This window comes from Bradyrhizobium lablabi, assembly GCF_001440475.1.
Classification (GTDB): domain Bacteria; phylum Pseudomonadota; class Alphaproteobacteria; order Rhizobiales; family Xanthobacteraceae; genus Bradyrhizobium; species Bradyrhizobium lablabi.
In genome coordinates this window covers 268,895-284,291 of record NZ_LLYB01000071.1, presented here as the reverse complement: position 1 = coordinate 284,291, position 15,397 = coordinate 268,895, and the positions used below count along the sequence as shown (strand labels likewise).

The 15,397-nt window shown below is 64.3% G+C and carries 16 protein-coding genes; 11 read left to right on the top strand and 5 right to left on the bottom strand.

The window, feature by feature from the left end:
- Positions 1 to 5 precede the first annotated feature (5 nt).
- The 3 genes from CQ14_RS18745 to CQ14_RS18735 are packed head-to-tail and all read right to left on the bottom strand — an operon-like array spanning position 6 to position 3,946.
- Positions 6 to 1,109, bottom strand: a complete 1,104-nt coding sequence (locus CQ14_RS18745; protein WP_057859308.1) for an ABC transporter ATP-binding protein — start codon at positions 1,107 to 1,109, stop codon at positions 6 to 8.
- 28 nt (positions 1,110 to 1,137) lie between these two features.
- Positions 1,138 to 2,172, bottom strand: a complete 1,035-nt coding sequence (locus tag CQ14_RS18740; RefSeq protein ID WP_057859307.1) for an ABC transporter substrate-binding protein — start codon at positions 2,170 to 2,172, stop codon at positions 1,138 to 1,140.
- Positions 2,173 to 2,209: 37 nt separating this feature from the next.
- Entirely contained in the window at positions 2,210 to 3,946 is a 1,737-nt protein-coding gene (locus CQ14_RS18735; protein WP_057859417.1) for an ABC transporter permease, read from the bottom strand.
- Positions 3,947 to 4,219: 273 nt separating this feature from the next.
- Here CQ14_RS18735 and CQ14_RS18730 point away from each other — a divergent pair, with 273 nt between their 5' ends.
- Positions 4,220 to 5,611: an MFS transporter gene (locus CQ14_RS18730; RefSeq protein WP_057859306.1), complete on the top strand. Its 1,392-nt coding sequence runs from the start codon at positions 4,220 to 4,222 to the stop codon at positions 5,609 to 5,611.
- A gap of 13 nt (positions 5,612 to 5,624) precedes the next feature.
- Here CQ14_RS18730 and CQ14_RS18725 read toward each other — a convergent pair whose 3' ends face one another.
- The gene (locus CQ14_RS18725) at positions 5,625 to 6,053 is read right to left on the bottom strand and encodes an anthrone oxygenase family protein (protein ID WP_057859305.1); all 429 of its coding nucleotides are present in this window, start codon (positions 6,051 to 6,053) and stop codon (positions 5,625 to 5,627) included.
- Positions 6,054 to 6,116: 63 nt separating this feature from the next.
- Between CQ14_RS18725 and CQ14_RS18720 the strand changes: the two genes are divergently transcribed.
- From CQ14_RS18720 to soxA, 9 genes are all read left to right on the top strand, one after another.
- Complete coding sequence (locus CQ14_RS18720) at positions 6,117 to 6,575, top strand: MarR family winged helix-turn-helix transcriptional regulator (RefSeq protein ID WP_057859304.1); 459 nt, start codon at positions 6,117 to 6,119, stop codon at positions 6,573 to 6,575.
- 164 nt (positions 6,576 to 6,739) lie between these two features.
- Entirely contained in the window at positions 6,740 to 7,189 is a 450-nt protein-coding gene (locus tag CQ14_RS18715; RefSeq protein ID WP_057859303.1) for a (2Fe-2S)-binding protein, read from the top strand.
- 10 nt (positions 7,190 to 7,199) lie between these two features.
- A complete protein-coding gene (locus tag CQ14_RS18710) occupies positions 7,200 to 9,404 on the top strand; it encodes a xanthine dehydrogenase family protein molybdopterin-binding subunit (protein ID WP_057859302.1) in 2,205 nt (734 codons plus the stop codon).
- Between the two features lie 57 nt (positions 9,405 to 9,461).
- A complete protein-coding gene (locus tag CQ14_RS18705) occupies positions 9,462 to 9,758 on the top strand; it encodes a c-type cytochrome (protein WP_057859301.1) in 297 nt (98 codons plus the stop codon).
- A 10-nt stretch (positions 9,759 to 9,768) separates the two neighbouring features.
- Entirely contained in the window at positions 9,769 to 11,049 is a 1,281-nt protein-coding gene (locus CQ14_RS18700) for an NAD(P)/FAD-dependent oxidoreductase (protein WP_156435131.1), read from the top strand.
- Positions 11,042 to 11,500 (top strand): sulfur oxidation c-type cytochrome SoxX, encoded by a 459-nt coding sequence (soxX, locus tag CQ14_RS18695; protein ID WP_430650192.1) that lies wholly within the window; start codon positions 11,042 to 11,044, stop codon positions 11,498 to 11,500. Before CQ14_RS18700 ends, soxX begins: the two co-directional genes overlap by 8 nt.
- Before the next feature lie 9 nt (positions 11,501 to 11,509).
- Positions 11,510 to 11,989 (top strand): SoxY-related AACIE arm protein, encoded by a 480-nt coding sequence (locus tag CQ14_RS18690; protein WP_057859300.1) that lies wholly within the window; start codon positions 11,510 to 11,512, stop codon positions 11,987 to 11,989.
- Positions 11,989 to 12,309: a thiosulfate oxidation carrier complex protein SoxZ gene (soxZ, locus tag CQ14_RS18685; RefSeq protein WP_057859299.1), complete on the top strand. Its 321-nt coding sequence runs from the start codon at positions 11,989 to 11,991 to the stop codon at positions 12,307 to 12,309. The genes CQ14_RS18690 and soxZ overlap by 1 nt, the downstream gene beginning before the upstream one ends.
- Positions 12,306 to 13,079 carry a sulfur oxidation c-type cytochrome SoxA gene (soxA, locus tag CQ14_RS18680; protein ID WP_057859298.1) on the top strand — a complete coding sequence of 258 codons (774 nt, stop codon included), beginning with the start codon at positions 12,306 to 12,308 and terminating at the stop codon, positions 13,077 to 13,079. The genes soxZ and soxA overlap by 4 nt, the downstream gene beginning before the upstream one ends.
- Before the next feature lie 136 nt (positions 13,080 to 13,215).
- Here the strand turns inward: soxA and CQ14_RS18675 are convergent, their stop codons facing one another.
- Positions 13,216 to 13,989 (bottom strand): ferredoxin--NADP reductase, encoded by a 774-nt coding sequence (locus CQ14_RS18675; RefSeq protein ID WP_057859297.1) that lies wholly within the window; start codon positions 13,987 to 13,989, stop codon positions 13,216 to 13,218.
- Between the two features lie 145 nt (positions 13,990 to 14,134).
- On the opposite strand from CQ14_RS18675, the gene CQ14_RS18670 reads away from it, so the two are divergent.
- Positions 14,135 to 15,334 carry an amidohydrolase family protein gene (locus CQ14_RS18670; protein WP_057833526.1) on the top strand — a complete coding sequence of 400 codons (1,200 nt, stop codon included), beginning with the start codon at positions 14,135 to 14,137 and terminating at the stop codon, positions 15,332 to 15,334.
- Positions 15,335 to 15,397: the final 63 nt, after the last annotated feature.

Below are 15,397 nucleotides of genomic sequence, written 5' to 3'. Positions count from 1 at the left end.
GCCAGTTACTCTAATGCCACGGGCCCAGTATCGCGATAGGCCCAGCAACTCTCCTTCGGCAGTGAGACCTGGGTCTCCACGCCGACCTGATGGCGAGCCGCGGTGCCGAGTTCGACCACCTCCAGCCGCCGGCCGAACAGTTCGATGCCGTAGGCCGTCTGCGTGCCCTGATAGCGGCGATCGAGAACGCGGGCGGAAAAGATGTTGGCGCCGTTGTGCGGACCGATGGTGATGTTTTCCGGCCGCAGCGCAATGCGCACCTTCTCATCGGGGCTAAGCGAATGCAGCAGCGCCACCTCGCCGCGCCGCCCCTCGCCGAAATCGACCGTGCCGAATTGGCCGTTGCGTGACACCAGCGTGCCCGCAAGCTCGTTGGTCGCGCCGGTGAAATTGGCGACGAACAGATCCGCCGGACGGTTATAGATCGCGTCAGGCGTATCCATCTGCAGCAGCACGCCATCCCGCATCACGCCGATGCGGTCGCCGAGCACCACAGCTTCGGCCTGGTCGTGCGTGACGTACAACGCGGTCATCCCGGTCTGCTTGAGGATCGCGCGTAGATCGTCGCGAAGCCGAAGGCGCAGCTTTGCGTCGAGGTTCGACAGCGGTTCGTCGAGCAGCAGCAATTGCGGCCGGTAGACGATGCTGCGCGCCAGCGCCACGCGCTGCATCTGGCCGCCCGACAACGCGACCACCGGCCGGTCGGCATATTCCGACAGGCCGACCAGTTCGAGCGCCTCGTCGACCTTGGTGCGAGCCTCGGTGCGCGACAATTTTCGGTGCTTGAGCGGATAGACCACGTTCTGCCGCACCGTCATATGCGGCCACACCGCATAGGACTGAAACACCATGCCGAGATCGCGCAACCGCGGCGGCACCAGAATGCCGCGTTCGGGCGACGACACGACCTTGCCGGCAATGCTGATTTCGCCCGATGTCGGATGCTCCAGCCCGGCGACGCAGCGCAGCGTCGTGGTCTTGCCGCAGCCGGAGGGGCCGAGCAGAACCACGATCTCGCCGGCCGGCACGCCGAAACTGACGCCATCGATCGCCGGCCGGCCGATCGCAAACTGCTTGCGCAGGTCGGTAACTTCGAGGGTCGCCGTCATCGGTCCGACAATTCCACTGCTGTGACGATCATTGGGCGTAGCCGTAGGTCTTGTTCCACTCGGCCACCCAGGCCGTGTGCAACTTCACATAGTCGTCAAACTTGGGGAACCAGACCTTGACCACCTTGGGATCAAAGCCTTCCGGAAAAGCCGGCGGCACCTTCAGGGAGGTGAGATTGCCGAGCTCCTTGATCATGAACGTCTGGCCCTCCTTCGACAGGCACCAGTTGAGAAACAGCTTTGCCGCGTTGGGATGCGCGGCGGTCTTAGGAATGCCGGTGGCGTAGGGGTTGACCGGGGCGCCCTCGGGCGGGAAGAAGATCTGGATCGGCGCGCCGTCCTTCTGCTTCGGATAGATCGCATTGTAGAGCAACGGCCCCATGGCGATTTCGCCGCGCACCAGCGAATCCGACATCGGCGCACCCGATGGGTACAGCACCGGCCGCGTTGCCGCCTGCTTGGCCCAGTAGTCCTCTCCGAGCACCTGGCGCTCGAACATCACCCGCGTCCATGTGGTGCCGCCTGATGGCGCGATCACCTGCCCGGTCAGCTTGTTGTATTCGGGCTTGGTGAGGTCCATCCAGGTCTTGGGCGGGTTCTTGACCAGCTCGGTATTGTAGGCGATCGACCACACCAGCGTAGCGCGCGGCCAGAGCTGCGGGGCGATCTGGGCGTCCGGATTGTAGTCGGCCGCGTTCGGCGGCGCATAATCCTGGAACATGTCGGCCATCGGCTGCATCAGCGCGCGGTCGGAGTGATCGACCACGTCGGCGATCAATTTGCCGGCCGCCGCCTCGGTCTTCACGCGCGTGATCAACTGGCCGCCGGGCGCGCGCACCATCTCGACCTTGATCTCGGGGAAGCGCTTGTTGAAGGCCTTGATGACCTGCTGTTCGACCTCGGCGAAATTCGCGGTGTAGAATACCAGCTTGCCTTCGGCTTTCGCCGCCGCGATCAATTCAGGCGAGCCGAATTCCTGCGCCTGCGCTGATGCGCCGTAGGTAAGTGCAAGGCCGACGATACCGGCGGCTGCGACGATGTTGGTGAGGATCCTTCCAGTCATAGCCAATCCTTCCCTTTCTTCTTGCCGTTCGTTTTTGTTATCCGGTCCGGGCGACGCTGCCTTGCGCCGCACCGCGCGACAAATAGTTGGCGCCGCCGATCAGCACGCCGAGCAGAACAGTCTGCACCAGGCTGAATGCCGCGGTCTTTCCGAGGTTCCCGCCCTCGTAATAGTCGAGCAGCAGCACCGACATCACCATGGTGTTGCTGGTGTAGAGGAACAGCGACGAGCCGAGTTCGCGGATCGCGAGCACGAACAGCAGCGTCATCGAGGCCATCACACCCGGCCGCGCCAGCGGCAGCACGATCGTCCTGATGGTGCCGAGCACGCCCTTGCCGCAGACCCAGGCCGCCTCCTCGAGTTCGCGATGGATTTGCAGGAACGAGGTCGACAGCGACTTGACCGTATCCGGCATGAAGCGCGCGATGAACGCCAGCGCCAGGATCCAGATGGTGCCGTAGAGACCGCCGGGAACGCCGATCCAAGCCCAGAGATAGGCGACGCCGACCACGAGGCCGGGGATCGCGACCGGCAAGGTCGAGATCACGTCGATCCAGCGCCGGCCCGTCACCTGGGTACGGTGGATGGTGTAGCCGATCGCAAACGCCAGCGCGCCGCCGACCACGGCGGTGATAATGCCGACCTCGACCGAGTTGTAGATCGAGCGCATGGTCAAGGGATTGTCGAAGATGCTCTGAAAATGCATCAGCGAATACTGCCTGGCGTCAAACAGGCTGGAGACGTCGCGGATAAACATGAATTTCCGGAATGCCGCGACGATCAGCGCCAGCGACGGCAGCACCACCACGATCAGGAGATAGACGATGCCGAGACCGAAGGTGAACCAGCGCCAGCGCCCGAGATCGAGGCTGCGCGGCCGGAACGCCTTGCCGGCGACGGTAGTATAGCTGCGGCCGCTCAGCACCTTGTGCTGCAGAAACACCAGCAAACCCGTGACGACCATCAGGATGATCGCAACCGCCGCGGCGGTGTTGTACAGCGGCGGCGACCAGTTGGTGAGCTTGAAGATATAGGTGGTCAGCACGGACAGGTTGGTCGGCGCGCCCAGCACCGCGGGGATGCCGTAGATGCCGAGCATAACGATGAACGACAGCAGCATGCCCGAGACGATCGCCGGCATGATCAACGGAAACGTCACCGTGAACAGCGTCGCGAACGCGCTGGCGCCGGAAATCTCGGCGGCCTCTTCCAGGCTCGGGTCCATGTTGCGCAGGGCTGACGAGGTGAACATGTAGACGTAGGGCGCATAGTAGATGCCGAACACGAACACCAATCCCCACATCGAATAGAAATCGACGCGCCAGTCCAGCCCCGCCCATTTGAACACGGTGTTGATCAGGCCGGTCTTCGGCGAGCCCAGAATGGCCCAGGCGACGCCCGCGACCAGCGGCGGCGCGAACAACGGCAAAATGCTCGCGGCGGCGATAACCGCCTTGAACGGCGTGTTGGTGCGAACGACGATCCAGGAAAACAGCAATCCGACCGCGACCGCAATCAGCGTGCCGCCGCCGCAGGCAATCAGCGTGTTGGCGAGCGCCTCCGCGACATTCGGGTTCGCCAGCACGGTGAGGAAATTCGTGACCGAGAGGTGACTGAGCTGGATGCCATCGACCACCGGGTTGGTGTCGGTAAGGGCGCCGAGCAGCAGCATCAGGATCGGATAGACGACGAGGAAGCCGAGGATCGCGAGGAGGAGCGAAACCCACAGGCTGGCCCCTACGCGCCCACGCCCGCCCTCACTCGCGCTACGCATGACTTCGCCGCGCCGGCTCGCCAGTCCGTCCAAAGCGTTTTCCCTCGCCGGTGACCGTCTTTTTGTAAAACTGCGGTCGCTGTGCACCCCAAGCCTAGTCGATCGCCCGGCAGGCGGAAAGGTATCCGAAAGTCGGCGCGCGGATATGGCGCGGCGGGCCGCCCCTCCCTTCGCATATGCATCATGCAGCGGTGTGTCTGTGGCTTGCGCCGCGTCCGTAGTACACGCCGCTCTGGGCGCGACCGCCCCTTTAGGCGTGGAGAGCCCGAACGAATGTCCGCAGATGCAACCGCAAAGCCATCAGCCGCGCCCATCGACGGCTTACCCCCGGAACTTCGCCGCTGGGCGGTCGCGGCGATCTTTACCGCGCTGGCGCTGGCTTCGCTGGATACGGCGATCGCGAACATCGCGCTTCCCGCGATTGCGGCCGACCTCCAGGTCAGCCCGGCCGACGTGGTCTGGGTGGTCAACATCTACCAGATCGCGCTGGTGGCGACGCTGTTGCCGCTCGGCGCGCTCGGCGAAATCGTCGGCCACGAGCGAATCTATATCGGCGGCCTCATCCTGTTCACGGCGGCTTCCCTCGGCTGCGCCCTGGCATGGTCGCTGCCCAGCTTGACGGCGGCCCGGGCGCTGCAGGGGCTGGGCGCCAGCGGCATCATGAGCGTGAATGCGGCGCTGGTCCGCTTCGTCTACCCGACCCGCATGCTGGGCCGTGGCTTCGGACATAACGCGCTGGTGGTCGGAACAGCATTCACGTTCGGCCCGACCATTGCCTCAGCAATCCTTGCGATCGGAACGTGGCCCTGGCTGTTCGCGATCAACATCCCCTTCGGCGTGATCGCGATCTGGATCGGTCTCAAGACCCTGCCAAAAACGCCGCGCGCAAAGCACGCGTTCGATTTTGCCAGCGCCGCGCTGACCGCAAGCTGCCTCGGCCTCTTCATCATCGGCATTGGCGGCGCGGCGCATCAGGTCCCGCCCGTCCTGGTCGGGCTCACGCTTGGCGTTGCATTAGCCCTCGGCTGGACCATTACCCGCAGATATCAGGACCATCCGGCGCCGATGTTGCCGATCGACCTGTTCCGGCGGCCGATGTTCGCGCTGTCGGCCGCCACGTCCGTCTGCGCATTCGCCGTGCAGGGATTGGCTTTCGTGTCGCTGCCGTTCTATTTCGAGGACGTGCTGCACCGCTCACAGGTGGAGACCGGCTTCTTCATGACGCCCTGGCCGCTGGTGGTGGCGATCATGGCGCCGATCGGCGGCCGGCTCTCCGATCGCTATCCGGTCGGCATCCTCGGCGGCCTCGGGCTGGTGCTGCTCGGCGTCGGCATGGCGCTGCTGGCGACGTTGCCGCCGGACCCCGGCATTGCCAGTATCGTCTGGCGCACCGTGATCTGCGGCATCGGCTTCGGCTTTTTTCAGACGCCCAATTTGCGGGCGCTGATGTCGAGCGCGCCGCCGCATCGCAGTGGGAGCGCGAGCGGCATCGTCGCAACAGCGCGCCTGACCGGACAAACCCTCGGCGCGGCGCTCGCCGCCCTATGCTTCGCGCTGGCCGGCCACAACGGCGCGACGGTGGCGCTGGCGCTCGGAGCCGGATTTGCCGCGCTCGGCAGCCTGATGAGTTTTTTGCGTTTGACCGTAGGCTCAGACAAACCGTGAAGGCCGTTGCTGCTTAGTTGAGCGCCCACAGATAGGCCAGCGTCGCCGCGATCCCGAGCCCCGTTCTGACCGCGTGCAACCCTCCCCACTTCACGATCAGCGCACGTGATTGCGGGCCGGCGTCCTTCTCGTCAATCGCGCCGAGCGCGCGGTTGGTCGGCATGATGCCGATCAGCGTATACGGCCAGTTGGCGAGAATGAGCACCGCGCCGACGATCCAGCGCCAGTCCCGCGTCAGCCACGCCGCGATCAGGCCGAGCACGCCTGAAATCACCGCGCAGCTCGCCTGCATCATGAAACCGCGCGCGTAGCTTGGCTTCCACTGCTTCAGCAGGTTCCGGTCATCGAGGCCGAGGCGCGCCGGCTGTTCGGCGAAATTGATGAAAAACGCGGCGCCGGCGAATGCCGCGGCGACGATCGCCGCTAGCTGTCCTGCAAACATGAGTTACTCCACATATCGTTTGCTAATTGACAACATATTGTCATTTTGGGTACTAGTAGTCAAATGGCAACAAAGCGACATACCCCCGGCGGCGAGGCCCTGACCGACTTGGTACTGGCGGTGTTCCGGCTCAACGGACGCCTGCTCGCGGCCGGCGACCGCCTGGTGGCCGACCTCGGCCTGACCAGCGCGCGCTGGCAGGTGCTGGGCGCGATCGCCCTTTCGCCAAGCCTGCAACCGGTGGCGTGGTTGGCGCGGAGCATGGGGCTTAATCGCCAGGGCGTTCAGCGCATCGTCAACGAGATGCGGGACGATGGCCTCATCGAGCTGCGCCCCAACCCAAATCACCGCCGCGCTCATCTCGTCGCGCTGACCCGGCGTGGGCAGGATGCCTTTTCGGCGGCCACGAATTTGCAGGCACCGTGGGCCAATGCGCTGGCCAAGGGGATCACGCCCAACGAGCTTGCCGCGGCAAGCCGGACCTTGAAGACGCTGAACGAACGTCTCGATAGCCTAGAATAGCCCGGCCGCGCCGATGGGCACGACCGTGCCCGACCCGCCGAAACACCGGCCGATCAATTTTCATCCGTTGGAAAAACGCGTTTTCTTGATTTGAACTATTCCAAGTTGCGGGCCATCTTCCGCGCGCAGCTCCCTCGGTGGATGGAGCGAAAAGGGGATACGCGATGGCAAACCTCACAATCAACGGCAAGGCAATCAATGTGGATGTCGAAGACGACACCCCGCTGCTCTGGGCAATCAGGGAGAATGTCGGACTGACCGGCACCAAATATGGATGCGGCATTGCACAATGCGGCGCCTGCACCGTGCACATCGATGGCGTCGCGATGCGCTCCTGCGGCGTCACCGTCAGCGAGGCGGTCGGCAAGCAGATCACCACGATCGAGGGTCTCGCCAGTGGCGGCACGCTGCACAAGGTGCAGCAGGCCTGGGTCGCCAATGATGTGCCGCAATGCGGCTATTGTCAGGCCGGCATGATCATGGCGGTCGCAGCGCTGCTCAAGGAAAAGCCGAAGCCGACCGACAAGGACATCGACGAGGCCATCACCAATATCTGCCGTTGCGGGACCTTCCAGCAGGTCCGCGAGGCGATCCACGCCGCCGCAAGCGCTTGAGGGGGATGTCATGAATCAGCACGTCATGCCCAATTCCAATCTCAAGCTCAACCGCCGCGCCTTTGTGATCGGCACCGCTGCTGCCGGCGCCGGCCTCGCGATCGGTCTCGATATTCCCTTCGGCGGACCGCAGGTCGTCCGCGCCGCCGACGGCTCGCCCGAAGTCAATGTCTGGGTGGTGATCCGCCCCGACGACACGACCGTGATTCGCATCGCCCGCTCGGAAATGGGCCAGGGCACCCTCACCGGCCTCGCCCAGCTCGTCGCCGAAGAGCTCGAATGCGACTGGTCGAAGGTGGTCACCGAATATCCAACGCCGGGTCAAAGTGTCGCACGCAAGCGCGCCTGGGGCGATTTCTCGACTGGCGGCAGCCGCGGCATCCGCACCAGCCAGGAATATGTCCGCAAGGGCGGCGCCACCGCACGCATGATGCTGGTGCAGGCCGCCGCGAACGAGTGGAAGGTCCCGGTCTCGGAATGCACCGCGGCCAACAGCGTCATCACCCATACGCCGTCGGGCAAGACCACGACCTACGGCAAGGTGGTTGAAGCCGCGGCGAAGCTCACGCCGCCCGCCGACGCCGACGTGAAGCTGAAGGATCCGAAGGACTGGAAGATCGCCGGCAAGGGCGTCAAGCGGCTCGACACCGTCGACAAGACGACAGGCGCAATGATCTACGGCGTCGACGTCAAGCTGCCCGGCATGCTCAACGCCGCGATCAAGGACGCACCGGTCTTCGGCAGCAAGCTGAAGAGCTACGACGAGGCCAAGGTCGCCGGCATGAAGGGCGTCAAGAAGGTGGTGAAGGTCGGCGACAGCGCGGTCGCTGTCGTCGCCGATACCTGGTGGCACGCCAAGACCGCGCTCGATGCGCTGCCGATCACCTGGGACGAAGGTGATAACGCTAAGGTCTCCAGCGAGTCGATCGCCAAATGGCTGGCCGAGGGTCTCGACAATTCCCAGCCGGCCTTTATCGGCAACCAGAACGGCGACGCCAAGGCGGCGATCGGCTCGGCCGTCAAGAAGGTCGAGGCGGTCTACAACTATCCCTACCAGAACCATGCCACGATGGAGCCGATGAACGCCACCGCGCTCTATACGCCTGATAAATGCGAGGTCTGGTGCGGCACGCAGAACGGCGAAGCGGCGTTCGCCGCCACCCTGGAAGCCTCGGGCCTGCCGGCCGAAAAATGCGAGGTGCACAAGCACATCCTCGGCGGCGGCTTCGGCCGCCGCGGCATGACCGATTATGTCCGGCAGGCGGTTCTCATCGCCAAGGAAATGCCGGGCACGCCGGTCAAGCTGTTGTGGTCGCGTGAAGAGGACATGGCGCAAGGCAAGTTCCATCCGGTCACGCAATGCAAGCTGACCGGCGCCTTCGATGCCGAGAACAATCTCACGGCGCTGCATGTGCGATTGTCCGGCCAGTCGATCATCTACACCGTGCGTCCGGCGGCGCTGGTGAACGGCATGGATACGGCTGCATTCCAGGGCCTCAGTCCGTCCGGTGATGCTGCGATCGGCTACTCCGTGCCGAACCTGCTGATCGAGCATTCCATGCGCAATCCGCACGTTCCGCCCGGCTTCTGGCGCGGCGTCAACGTCAACCAGAATGCGATCTACATGGAATGCTTCATGGATGAGCTGGCGCATTCGGTCGGCCAGGATCCGGTGGAATTCCGCCGCAAGCTGATGAGCAAGCATCCCAAGCATCTCGCCGTGCTCAACGCGGTGGCCGAGAAGATCGGCTGGGGCAAGCCCGCGCCGCAAGGCGTCTATCGCGGGATTGCGCAGGTGATGGGCTACGGCAGCTATGTCGCGGGTGCTGCCGAAATCTCCGTCACCGACGGCAACAAGATCAAGGTGCACCGTATCGTCGCTTCCACCGATCCCGGCTACATCGTCAATCCGGCGCAGGTCGAGCGGCAGATCGCGGGCTCCTTTGTCTACGGCCTGTCCGCGCTGTTCTACGGCGGCTGCACGGTGAAGGACGGCAAGATGGAGCAGACCAACTTCGACACCTACAACTCCATGCGCATTGCCGAGATGCCGAAGGTGGAATGCGTGATGGTGCCAAGCGGTGGCTTCTGGGGCGGTGTTGGCGAGCCGACCATCGGCGTCGCCGCGCCCGCCGTGCTCAACGCCTATTTCGCGGCGACCGGCAAACGCATACGTTCGGTGCCGCTGAAAGACCAAAACATCACGTTCGCCTGATAAAAGCGAGCGGCGGCCTCACTCCGGGGCCGCCGCTCTCCTTTTCGGAGATTGCTGATGAAAGCGTTGTGTGTCGCGACCGCAGTTACCATGGCCATGGCGTGGAGTACGCCGCTGCTTGCGGCTTCCGAACCTCCACCCGGCGTGGCATCCTGCTCCGGCTGTCACTCGTCGAATGCAGCGGCAGGCTCGCCCGTTACGCGGCTGTACGGCCGCGACGCCAATGAGATCGTGACCGCGATGACCGGATTTCGCGACGGCTCGATTCCCGCCACGGTGATGAACCGCATCGCCAAGGGTTTTTCGGACGACGAGGTGCGCGCGATTGCGGCGTGGCTCGCGGCACAGAAGTAAGGGGGCCGGCATGGGTATCAGCCATCGCATCAGCCGCCGGGAATTCTTCGGCGCCAGCGCGGCCGCTGCAACGGCCCTGACGTTTCCCCTACCCGCGTTCGCGCAAGCCGCCGCGCGTGTCGTCGTGATCGGCGGCGGTTTTGGCGGTGCGAGTTGTGCGCGCGCCCTCAAGCAGATCGATCCGAAATTGCAGGTCACGCTGGTCGAGCCGAACAAGACCTTCACCGCCTGCCCGTTCAGCAACAACGTCATCGCCGGGCTGCGTTCGATCGAGCAGCAGCAATTCGGCTATGACAAGATCGCCGCCGGCGGCGCGACCGTGGTGGCGCAGGCAGCGACCGGCGTCGATGGCGCGGCGCGAACCGTCACCCTCGCCGACGGCACCTCGCTCGGCTATGACCGGCTGGTGCTCTCGCCCGGCGTCGATCTGCGCTACGACGCGCTGCAGGGCTACGACGAAGCCGCGGCTTCGAAGATGCCGCACGCCTGGAAGGCCGGCGAGCAGACGCTGTTGCTGCGCAAGCAGCTCGAGGCGATGGAGGATGGCGGCCTGGTGGTGATATCAGCGCCCGCCAATCCGTTCCGCTGTCCGCCCGGACCTTACGAACGCGCCTGCCTGATTGCGCATTATCTGAAAACCAAGAAGCCGCGCTCGAAGCTGATCATCCTCGATGCCAAGGACACCTTCTCCAAGCAGCGCCTGTTCCAGAATGCCTGGAAGGAGTTCTATCCTGGTATGGTCGAATGGGTTTCGCTGTCGCAGGGCGGCAAGGTTAACGCCGTCGATCCCGCGACCAACACGCTGATCACCGATTTCGGCAATCACACCGCGCAAGTGGCCAACGTCATTCCGCCGCAGCGGGCCGGCCGTATCGCGACGTCAGCCGGCGCCACCGACAACACCGGCTGGTGCGCGATTGACCCCGTCACCTTCGAATCGAAATCGGCGCCGAACATCCATGTCATCGGCGATGCCTGTCTCGCCGGCGCCATGCCGAAATCGGCATTTTCCGCAAACGCACAGGCCAAGGTCTGCGCGGCGGCGATCGCGACGCTGCTGTCGGGTGGCACGCCTGCTTCGCCAAAGCTGATCAATACCTGCTACAGCCTCGCGGCTCCCGGCTATGGCATCTCGGTGGCCGGCGTCTACCAGCCTAAGAACGGCGTGCTGGCCGATGTCGAAGGCGCCGGCGGCGTCAGCCCGGCGGACGTACCCCGCGAATTCCGCGCGCGCGAAGCTGACTACGCGCAATCCTGGTTTACGACCATTACGGCGGAAGTCTTTGGCTAGACTCAGCTATCTCACGTCGGCCCACATCATTGCCGGGGTCCTGCTCGCCCTGCCCGGCCTGGCTGCCGCGACGGAACTTCGTGGCTATTCCGTCGATGGCGACGCTATTCCGCAGTCGTTGACGGGCAGAGCCGGGGACGCAACGCGAGGGCGAGCACTTGTGGTGGAACGTTCCAGCACTTGCATCCTCTGCCACAGCGGCCCATTTCCCGAACAGAAATTCCAGGGCGACCTGGCGCCCGACCTTTCCGGTTCCGGCCGCCGCTGGTCGGAAGGTCAACTACGGCTCCGCCTGGTGGATGCGTCGCGCCTCAATGCCGAGACGATCATGCCGTCCTACTACCGACTCGACGGCCTTCAACGCGTCGGAGCGGTATGGCGCGACAAGCCGATCCTGTCGGCGGAACAGATCGAAGACATCGTGGCGTATCTCGTGACGCTGCGCGAATAGGAAGACGCGATGCAATTACGACCCGACACCACACGCCGCCGATTCCTCGGCCTCGCCGGAGGCGTCGCCGTGGCCGGCGCCGTCCCCATCGTCACGGTCCGACCCGCCGAGGCGACACCCGCGATGCTCGCCTCCGCCATCCGCAACGTGACCAATGGCGCCGCGGTGAAGACGGGCAAGGTCAAGCTAGACATCCCGCCGCTGGTCGAGAACGGCAATACGGTGCCGATGACGGTCAGCGTCGACAGCCCGATGGCGCCTGAGGATCACGTCGCAAGTATCCACGTCTTCAACGAAAAGAACCCGCAGCCGAACATCGGCAATTTTTATCTGGGTCCGCATGCCGGGCGCGCGCAGGTATCGACCCGCGTCCGCCTCGCCGACAGCCAGAAGATCGTGGCGATCGCAAAGCTCTCGGACGGATCGTACTGGTCGGCCAGCGTCGATGTCGTCGTCACGCTGGCGGCCTGCACCGAGGAGTTGATCTGATGGCTTCAGCGCTGATCAACGTCCCGGCGAAAGCCAAGCGCGGCGACATTATCGAGATCAAGACACTGATGTCGCACATCATGGAAACTGGTTATCGCCATACGGCGACTGGCGAAGTCGTGCCGCGCGACATCATCACGAGCTTTACGTGCCGCTTCAACGGCGCCGAGATTTTCCGCGCCGATCTGTTTCCGGCGATCTCGGCCAATCCCTTCATCACCTTCTTCACGACCGTTACCCAAAGCGGCAAGTTCGAGTTCGAATGGATCGGCGACAAGGGTTTTTCCGAAACCGCGTCCGCTTCGATCACCGTCGAATGAGATCTTTCGGCGCCATAACCGCCGCGCTGCTGGTGGCGGGCGCCGTTGGCGCTACCGAAATTCCGCAGGCCGAACGCCGCTCCGGCTACAGCTTCATGAAGCCGGACACCAGGGCGATCCAGGACGAGGATACCGCCAATCCCGGCATGCTCTGGGTGCTCGACGGCGAAGCATTGTGGAAGCGCAAGTCGGGCGCGACGGAGAAGGCCTGCGCCGATTGCCATGGTGACGCCCGCACCAGCATGAAGGGCGTCGCCGCCCGCTACCCTGCTTTCGACAAGGCAACCGGCCGTCCGATCGATCTGGAGCAGCGGATCAATTCGTGCCGCAGCAACCACCAGCAGGCAACGCCGCTTCCCTTCGAGAGCCGCGAATTGCTGGCGCTCACCGCCTTCGTCGCGCGGCAGTCGCAGGGCGTGCCGATCGAAACCGGCGCCGATCCGCAGCTTGCGCCGTTCATCGCCAAGGGACGCGAGCTTTACATGCAGCGGCAGGGCCAGCTCAATCTCGGCTGCACGAATTGCCATGACGATAACTGGGACAAGCGCCTCGCCGGCTCCGCGATCACGCAAGGACACCCGACCGGCTACCCGCTCTACCGGCTGGAATGGCAATCGCTGGGATCGCTGCAGCGGCGGCTGCGCGCGTGCATCACCGGCATCCGCGCGCAGGCCTATGACTATGGCGCGCCGGAGTTGGTGGAGCTCGAACTGTATTTGATGGGCCGGGCGCGGGGCATGGCGCTGGAAGCGCCGGCGGTGCGGCCTTAGTTGTGTGCGGCTCGGCACCATCTATCCCCTCATCCTGAGGAGCTTGCGTAGCAAGCGTCTCGAAGGACGAGGCCCCCGCTGTGGCCTCATGGTTCGAGACGCGCGTTCCGCGCTCCTCACCATGAGGGTCTGGAGATTACCGCTCCGCGAACGCCTTCTCGACCACGAACTGCGCCGGCTCGCCGTGATTGCCTTCGACAAAGCCCTTGCCGTTGAGCAACGTGCGGGTGTCGGCCACCAGCGCCGGGCTGCCGCAGATCATGACGCGGTCGTGCGCGGGATCGAGCGAGGCCAGCCCGATGTCGCCGAACAGCTTGCCTGACGTGATCAGGTCGGTGATGCGGCCGCGGTTGCGGAACGGGTCGCGCGTCACGGTCGGGTAATAGATCAACTGGTTGCGGATGTACTCGCCGATAAGCTCGTCGTTCGGCAGCTTTTCGGTGATCATCTCGCCATAGGCGAGCTCGGCGACGCGGCGGCAGCCGTGCAGCAGCACCACCTTCTCGAACCGCTCATAGGTCTCGGGATCCTTGATCACGGAAAGGAACGGCGCCAGCCCGGTACCGGTCCCGATCAGATAGAGGTTGCGGCCGTCTTCCAGGTTGTCGATGACCAGCGTGCCGGTGGCCTTGCGGCTGACGATGATCTCGTCGCCCTGCTTCAGGTGCTGCAGCCGCGAAGTCAGCGGCCCGTCCGGCACCTTGATCGAGAAGAATTCGAGCCGGTCCTCGTAATTGGCGCTGGCGACTGAATAGGCGCGGAGCAGCGGCTTCTCGCCGACCTTGAGCCCGATCATGGTGAACTCGCCGTTGCGGAAACGGAACGAGGGATCGCGGGTGGTGGTGAAGCTGAACAGCGTGTCGGTCCAGTGATGGACGCTCAAGACGCTTTCCTGGTTGAAATTGCTCATCGCACCGTTTCCTGACCTGCTGGCCGGATTGACCGGCCGTATCATTCGTATACGATCATTCGTATACAAATGAATAATCCAGCTTGATCGGATCGTCAAGCCGGGCAGAATGTCCGGCGAAGGCATTGAAGCAAAAGGAAAAACCATGGCCCACGACGCACCCCAGGCTACCGGCCCGAGCAAGCTGGTGATCCGCAATATCGGGCTGCTGCTCTCGGGGGCACTGGAAAAGCCGATCCTGGATGGCGATACGATCGTGGCCGAGAACGGCAAGATCACCGCGATCGGACGCTTCAAGGACGTCGATATCGAGGGCGCCACCACGATCGTCAACGCCAACGGCACCACCGTCGCGCCGGGCCTGATCGACAGCCACGTCCATCCCGTCGCGGGCGACTGGACGCCGCGGCAGAACCAGATCAACTGGATCGACAGCTATCTCCACGGCGGCGTCACCACCATGATCTCCGCCGGCGAGGTGCACATGCCCGGCCGTCCCCGCGACGTCGTCGGCGTGAAAGCGATGGCAATCTTTGCGCAGCGCGCATTCTGGACGCTACGGCCCGGCGGCGTGAAGGTTCATGCCGGCGCGCCTGTCATCGAATGCGAGATGGTGGAAGACGACTTCAAGGAAATGGCTGCGGCCGGCGTCAAGCTGCTCGGCGAAGTCGGCCTTGGCGGCGTCAAGGACGGCCCGACCGCGCGCAAGATGGTCGGCTGGGCGCGCAAATACGGCATTCAAAGCACGATCCACACCGGCGGCCCGTCAATCCCTGGCTCCGGCCTGATCGACAAGGACGTGGTGCTGGAAGCCGACACCGACGTGGTCGGCCACATCAATGGTGGCCACACCGCGCTACCCGACGACCAGATCCGTTGTATCTGCGAGGGCTGCAAGCGCGGGCTGGAGCTGGTTCACAACGGCAACGAGCGCTCGGCGCTGTTCACGCTGCGCACCGCGCGCGAGATGGGCGACCTGCACCGCGTCATCCTCGGCACCGACGCGCCCGCCGGCTCCGGCGTGCAGCCGCTCGGTATCCTTCGCATGGTCTCGATGCTTTCCTCGCTCGGCGACCTGCCGGCCGAACTCGCCTTCTGCCTTGCGACCGGCAATACCGCGCGCATGCGCGAGCTCGACTGCGGCATCATCGAAGTCGGGCGCTCGGCGGACTTCGTCCTGATGGACAAGGCGCAGCACTCGCCCGGCAAGAACATCCTCGAAAGCGTGCAGCTCGGCGACCTCCCCGGCATCGGCATGACCATCATCGACGGCATCGTCCGCACCCAGCGCAGCCGCAACACGCCGCCCGCCGGGAAAGTGCCGGAGATCGACAGCGGACATTGATGACGGCCAGCCGCGGCACCACGACGCCGGCGCCACGTGAAAAAGTCACATTAAGCCTCGAAG

What these genes read in the sequence shown, in the direction of transcription:
- CQ14_RS18720 (WP_057859304.1), top strand. Translation starts at nt 6,117, where the DNA reads ATGGCAACAAAGCGACATACCCCCGGCGGCGAGGCCCTGACCGACTTG.
- CQ14_RS18725 (WP_057859305.1), bottom strand. Translation starts at nt 6,053, where the DNA reads ATGTTTGCAGGACAGCTAGCGGCGATCGTCGCCGCGGCATTCGCCGGC.
- CQ14_RS18675 (WP_057859297.1), bottom strand. Translation starts at nt 13,989, where the DNA reads ATGAGCAATTTCAACCAGGAAAGCGTCTTGAGCGTCCATCACTGGACC.
- CQ14_RS18705 (WP_057859301.1), top strand. Translation starts at nt 9,462, where the DNA reads ATGAAAGCGTTGTGTGTCGCGACCGCAGTTACCATGGCCATGGCGTGG.
- CQ14_RS18735 (WP_057859417.1), bottom strand. Translation starts at nt 3,946, where the DNA reads ATGCGTAGCGCGAGTGAGGGCGGGCGTGGGCGCGTAGGGGCCAGCCTG.
- CQ14_RS18690 (WP_057859300.1), top strand. Translation starts at nt 11,510, where the DNA reads ATGCAATTACGACCCGACACCACACGCCGCCGATTCCTCGGCCTCGCC.
- CQ14_RS18740 (WP_057859307.1), bottom strand. Translation starts at nt 2,172, where the DNA reads ATGACTGGAAGGATCCTCACCAACATCGTCGCAGCCGCCGGTATCGTC.
- CQ14_RS18700 (WP_156435131.1), top strand. Translation starts at nt 9,769, where the DNA reads ATGGGTATCAGCCATCGCATCAGCCGCCGGGAATTCTTCGGCGCCAGC.
- CQ14_RS18745 (WP_057859308.1), bottom strand. Translation starts at nt 1,109, where the DNA reads ATGACGGCGACCCTCGAAGTTACCGACCTGCGCAAGCAGTTTGCGATC.
- soxA (WP_057859298.1), top strand. Translation starts at nt 12,306, where the DNA reads ATGAGATCTTTCGGCGCCATAACCGCCGCGCTGCTGGTGGCGGGCGCC.
- CQ14_RS18710 (WP_057859302.1), top strand. Translation starts at nt 7,200, where the DNA reads ATGAATCAGCACGTCATGCCCAATTCCAATCTCAAGCTCAACCGCCGC.
- CQ14_RS18670 (WP_057833526.1), top strand. Translation starts at nt 14,135, where the DNA reads ATGGCCCACGACGCACCCCAGGCTACCGGCCCGAGCAAGCTGGTGATC.
- CQ14_RS18730 (WP_057859306.1), top strand. Translation starts at nt 4,220, where the DNA reads ATGTCCGCAGATGCAACCGCAAAGCCATCAGCCGCGCCCATCGACGGC.
- soxZ (WP_057859299.1), top strand. Translation starts at nt 11,989, where the DNA reads ATGGCTTCAGCGCTGATCAACGTCCCGGCGAAAGCCAAGCGCGGCGAC.
- CQ14_RS18715 (WP_057859303.1), top strand. Translation starts at nt 6,740, where the DNA reads ATGGCAAACCTCACAATCAACGGCAAGGCAATCAATGTGGATGTCGAA.